This is a genomic window from Amycolatopsis kentuckyensis (genome assembly GCF_002155975.1).
In the GTDB taxonomy this organism is placed as follows: Bacteria; Actinomycetota; Actinomycetes; order Mycobacteriales; family Pseudonocardiaceae; genus Amycolatopsis; species Amycolatopsis kentuckyensis.
Genome location: NZ_MUMI01000250.1, coordinates 274 through 5,576, shown reverse-complemented (window position 1 = coordinate 5,576; position 5,303 = coordinate 274). Strand labels below are relative to the sequence as shown.

General features: G+C 72.4%; 6 protein-coding genes and 1 pseudogene. All 7 read left to right on the top strand.

The window, feature by feature from the left end:
- Window positions 1-1,155, top strand: a 1,155-nt coding sequence (purD, locus tag CCN39_RS23895; protein WP_086845491.1) for a phosphoribosylamine--glycine ligase, incomplete at its 5' end; no start/stop codon positions are given.
- A 123-nt stretch (window positions 1,156-1,278) separates the two neighbouring features.
- A complete protein-coding gene (locus tag CCN39_RS23890; protein ID WP_208630339.1) occupies window positions 1,279-1,659 on the top strand; it encodes a hypothetical protein in 381 nt (126 codons plus the stop codon).
- Between the two features lie 16 nt (window positions 1,660-1,675).
- Entirely contained in the window at window positions 1,676-2,242 is a 567-nt protein-coding gene (locus CCN39_RS23885; protein ID WP_086845489.1) for a DUF3558 domain-containing protein, read from the top strand.
- Window positions 2,243-2,251: 9 nt separating this feature from the next.
- On the top strand, window positions 2,252-3,835 hold the full coding sequence (locus CCN39_RS23880; protein ID WP_086845487.1) for a hypothetical protein: 1,584 nt from the start codon (window positions 2,252-2,254) through the stop codon (window positions 3,833-3,835).
- Window positions 3,836-3,837: 2 nt separating this feature from the next.
- Window positions 3,838-4,596, top strand: a complete 759-nt coding sequence (locus tag CCN39_RS23875; protein WP_086845485.1) for an ESX secretion-associated protein EspG — start codon at window positions 3,838-3,840, stop codon at window positions 4,594-4,596.
- Between the two features lie 133 nt (window positions 4,597-4,729).
- Window positions 4,730-5,041: a hypothetical protein gene (locus tag CCN39_RS23870; protein WP_086845483.1), complete on the top strand. Its 312-nt coding sequence runs from the start codon at window positions 4,730-4,732 to the stop codon at window positions 5,039-5,041.
- Between the two features lie 14 nt (window positions 5,042-5,055).
- A pseudogene (locus CCN39_RS51875) lies at window positions 5,056-5,303 on the top strand (WXG100 family type VII secretion target); the annotation flags it as partial.

The window sequence follows — 5,303 nt, the reverse complement described above, 5'->3', positions numbered from 1 at the left end:
GCCGAGCAGCTCGGCGTCGAAGCCGCCGATCCCGAGGCCGTTGCCGGGCTCGCCAAGAGCTGGCAGGCCGACCTCGTCGTCGTCGGGCCCGAGGTGCCGCTCGTCGCCGGGGTTGCCGACGCCGTGCGCAAGGCCGGCATCGCCTGCTTCGGCCCGTCCGCCGCCGCCGCTCGGATCGAGGGCTCGAAGGCCTTTGCGAAGGACGTCATGGCCGCCGCGAACGTGCCCACCGCGCGCTCCGAGGTCGTCGACAACCCCGCCCGCCTCGATGCCGCGCTCGCCCGCTTCGGCCCCACCTGGGTCGTCAAGGACGACGGCCTCGCCGCCGGCAAGGGCGTCGTCGTCACCACCGACTACGACGTCGCTCGCAAGCACGCCATCATGCTGCTCGACGGCGGCCACCCGGTCCTCCTGGAGTCCTTTTTGGACGGCCCGGAAGCCTCGCTGTTCTGCTTCGTCGACGGCAACACCGTCGTCCCCCTGCTGCCCGCGCAGGACTTCAAGCGCGTCGGCGACGGCGACGCCGGCCCGAACACCGGGGGCATGGGTGCCTACGCGCCGCTGCCGTGGGCGCCCGAAAACCTGGTCGACGAGCTGGTCGAGACGGTCGTCCAGCCGGTCGCCGACGAGCTGGTGAACCGCGGTGCGTCCTTCTCCGGCCTGCTCTACGCCGGCCTCGCGCTGACCTCCGAAGGCCCGCAGGTCATCGAGTTCAACTGCCGCTTCGGCGACCCGGAGACGCAGGTCGTGCTGGCCCTCCTGCGCACCCCGATCGCCGGGCTCATGCACGCCACCGCCACCGGCAAGCTCGCCGAGCACCCGCCGCTGGAGTGGTCCGGCGGTGCCGCGGTCACCGTCGTGATCGCCGCCGACGGCTACCCGGGCAAGCCGCGCACCGGTGACGTCATCACCGGGGCCGAGCTCGAAGGCGTCCTGCACGCCGGCACCCGCCGCCGGGACGACGGCGCCGTCGTCTCCTCCGGTGGCCGCGTGCTCTCGGTCGTCGGCACCGGCAAGACGCTCAAGTCGGCGCGCAAGCACGCCTACGAAACCGTCGAGAAGGTCCACCTCGCGGGCTCCCACCACCGCACGGACATCGCGCTGAAGGCGGCGAACGGCGAGGTCGGCGCCCCGACGGCGAAACAGCGCGCCTGATTCCACGGATCGGGGGAACCAGCCGGGCACACTCTTCGTCCAAACTCAGGCTGCTGCCACACCCACGTTGGTAGCCTCGACGGGAGCCGGCCGGTCACTGTCCGTATGACGTCAGGGGAGAGCATGTCAGGACCCTCGTACGACCTCAGCTCGGCCGTCCCGGTGGCACCGGCGGCCGCGGACGTCCTGGTCCACCCGGACAAGCTCCTCGACGTCGCCCGGATCGTCGAAGAGCAGGCCAACGCCCTCGAAGACCAGCTGCTGACCCGGCTCGGCCAGCTGCGGATCGACGCGCCGTCCGCCGACGTGATCAGCACGCAGTCGGTCCAGGCCTGGAACACCCTGATCGCCGACGGCGACCGCTCCTACGCCGGCCAGGTCCGCGAATACGTCGCCGGCCTCAAGCGCCTGGTCGAGCAGCTGCGCGAAGCCGCGAAGGACTACAAGGTCAGCGAAGAGGAGAAGGCGGCGGTGTTCGGTGACCGCGGCAAGCACGGTGCGTAAGCGGATCGCCGGAGGCGTGCTCGCGACGGCGGCGCTCGCCGGCTGCTCCGCGGGCACCGAAGGCACGCCCTACCCGGTCGAGACGGCCGCCACGGCCGCGTCGCAGAGCGCCAAGGCCGCCCAGCTGCCGCAGCGGCCCGCCGACCTCTCGCTGCAGGGTGTCACCCTCTGCGAGATCTTCGCGCAGGTGCAGCTCGACTCGCTGAAGATCACCAGCCTCCCGCGGCAGGCGCCGGAGCAGGACGGCCCGACCTGCGTGTTCGACGCCGACGGCGCCGAGCCGGTGCACTCCTACCACGTGCGGGCGGTGTCGGCGGACCTCGACCAGTGGATCACCGGAAACCGCAAGAAGAACAGCATGACCACCGAGCCGAAGATCCTCGGTGGTTACCCGGCGCTGACGAACTACCGCGCGGCCGGCGACCCGGCCGACTGCGAGACCCTCGTCGGCGTCGCGAAGGGGCAGACGCTCGCCGTCCAGACCTTCGCCATCACCCGCGGCAAGCTCACGCAGCCGCAGCTGTGCGACATGTCGGCGCACGCCGCCGACCTGGCGCTGCAGTCCCTGAAAGCACGCAACTAGGGAGGGCGCGTGGAATTCTCCGAGCTCGCGGCCGGGATCCAGAACCACCGGTTCGACGGCTGGACCAACACCGCGATCGCCGACCAGATCACGCGGATGGTCAACGGTGACGGCACCGGCAGCATCGGCACCGCCGTCGACGCGCTGAAGGCCGTCGCGACCGCCCTCGCCCACACCGACCAGACGCTGCGCGCGCAGCTGCTCGAACTCGGCGTCGAATGGCAGAGCCAGGCCGGCGGCGCGGCGAGCCAGGTGTTCACCGAGCAGGCCGGCTTCTCCCAGGACGCCACCACGAAGGTCGCGCACGCCGCGGAAATGGTGTTCGAGCAGGGCGAGGCCTTCAACCGCACCAAGTACAAGCTGCCGGACGCCGAGACGGTCCGGAAGGGCGCGGGCGGCTTCACCCTCACCGACGGCCTGGTGAGCCTCATCGGCTTCGAGACCGACCACGCCCGGCAGGTCGAGGCCGCGAACGACGCCAAGGCCCAGGCCCAGCAGGCGTTGAACGAGTACGCCCAGCAGAGCGGCACCAACCTGCTCTCGACGCAGGCGCTGTCCGACCCGGAGTCGCTGAAGCTGGCCGCCCCGGGCATCACGCCGGGCGTGCTCGACGTCGCCGGAGCCGCGGTCGCGGTGACGCCGGACGGCGGCGTGAAGCCGGCTTCGGACAAGGTCCGCTCGGTGCACGTCGACCCGCCGGTGGTGCAGCCGGTGTCCCACACCGTGCACGCCGATCCGCCGACCCCGGCCTACGGCGTCGCGGCCCAGCAGCCGTCCCGGCCCGCGCAGCAGCAGCCGCCGCGCCAGACCAGCTCGGCCGCCGCGGCCGGCGCCCCGCCCGCCCAGCACACGACGCCGAGTTCGACGACGCCGTCGGGCGCGAAGCCGCCGACGGCGTCGCCCGGCCCCGGCTGGGTCCACACCCCGGGCCGCGGCACGTCCGGCGAGCAGTCCGGCCGCTTCACCCCCGGCCCGGGGACCGGAGGCCAGGGCGAACCGTTCTGCCCGCCGGGCGCACCCGGCGCGCAGCCGCCCGGCTCGGCCCCGGCGACGGCGCCGATCAAGTCGCTCGGCGGCGGTGGCGGCGGGACGCCCGGAGGCGCGACCGGCATCGACAGCTCCAGCGGCCGCGGCCCGGACGGCTTGCTGGCCAAGGGCCGCACGGTCGGCGCGATGCCGCAGGCCCCGCTCCAGCCCGGCCAGTACACCGGCGAACGCGGCTTCGTGGGGAAGCCCGGCGCGACCCCCGGCGACATCGGCGCCGGCGCGGCGGCGATCGGCGCGGGCGTGGCCGGCGGCGCGTTGAGCGGCGACAAGGACCGTGAGCGGCGCGACAAGAGCCAGCCGAAGGGCCCGGTGCGGCCGCTGCCGGTCGGCGAGCTGCCCGAGGAAGAGGCCGTCGCCCTGCGGAAGTCCGAGCAGATCAGCCCGAAGCAGAAGCCCGGCGAGGCGAAGTTCCTGTCCGAGGCGGCCCCGCAGGAGGACGACGCCGAGCACGTCCGCCGCTACGGCGTCGACGACCAGGACCTGTTCGCCGACCAGCGGATGGTTTCCCCCGACGTGCTCGGTGACCACGGCGGGGATGTGCGCTGACCGTGTCGCTCGTCCTGTCGGCCCTCGAGTTCGACGTGCTCTGGGAGTCCTTCGAACTGCCCCGCCGGCACGTCGCGCTGGACGTGCCGAGCGACGGAACCACCACCACCGAACGGCGCGAGCTGGTCGACTCGGCCTGGGCGTCGCTGAGCGAGCGGCGGCTGGCCCGCAACCGGCGGGTGTCCGGCGAGCTCGCCGACCTGCTGCACCTGCTGGCGCGCCCGCAGCTCGGGATCGACGTGTGGGTGTGGGCGGAACGCGAGATCCGCGGCCGCGCGGTCAGCCTGCGCGGCCAGGCGGCGCTGGCGGTGGTGGACCACGGCGAGGTCTGGCTGATCCCGGCCACCGAAGACGGCCTCGCCGAGGCGGCGGTCTCGGTGGCGGGCGACCTGGGGCCGGGCATCGGCCAGACGGTCAGCCTGCCCTACGACGTCGTCACCTCCGCCGACGCGGCGGCGAAGGGTGACGCGAAGGCGCTGGTCACGGCGTTGGAGGACCGCGGGATACCGCTGTTCCAGGCCCAGGAGCTCTCGGGCATGCTGCTGGGCCAGGAGGCCCGCGGCCAGTTCGGCGCGGAACGCACCTCGCGCGACGGCGTGGTGCACCGGGCGGGCCGGGTGGTGGCGTTCTTCGACACGGACGCGGGCCGCTACCTGTTCCAGGTGGGCCGCGATCGCGACGGCCGCGAATGGGCCACCGTCACCCCGGCGGACAACGCCCTGCTCGCCACGCGGATCCGCGAACTGATCGCGGAGGCCTGATCCCCGCCGGGTGGAAGTTGGCCGGGAACCGTACGCGCGTCCCTCGGGAAGTCATAAAGTAAGCGCGGGAACCGTCCTGGTCGTGACGACGTCCGATCGGGCGGAGACAAGTTTCCGAAGGGGATGACGAACCGTGCCTGTCTACGACCCGGACTCGATGGCCATCGCGGCCCGCCAGGTGGAGAAGCTGAAGGACGAGTTCGAAAAGTCCAAGCAGAAGGTCACCGGCCTGGACCACGAGAAGGAAAGCCCCTTCGGCGGCATGGACGAAACGGGCGACGCGCACGGCGCGGTCGGCAAGTTCAAGGACGGCGTGCACAACCAGTTCGACGCCGCGGGCAAGCACATGGAGGCGCTGGGGTTCGCCATGCGCAAGGCCGCCGGCCTGATCGCCGAAACCGACCAGGTCGGCGCGAGTGACCTGAAACTGCACGTCGACAAGTAAGCGGGGGCACCAGAGTGGGTTTGAACGGGGGCGGCGCCGGAACGCCGGACAACTGGGCGGCCTTCATGAAGAAGGTCGACCAGGTCGAAAAGGTCGATTTGGGAAAAATCACCGCGGCGGCCGCGCAGTTCCGCGAGGCGGGCAAGAACGCCGGTGACCACAACGCTTCCCTGAAGAGCTCCACCGACGCACTGGACGCGCAGGTGTGGGCCGGGCCCGCGGCCGACCAGTTCTTCACCTACGTCCGCCAGGTCCGCGACGC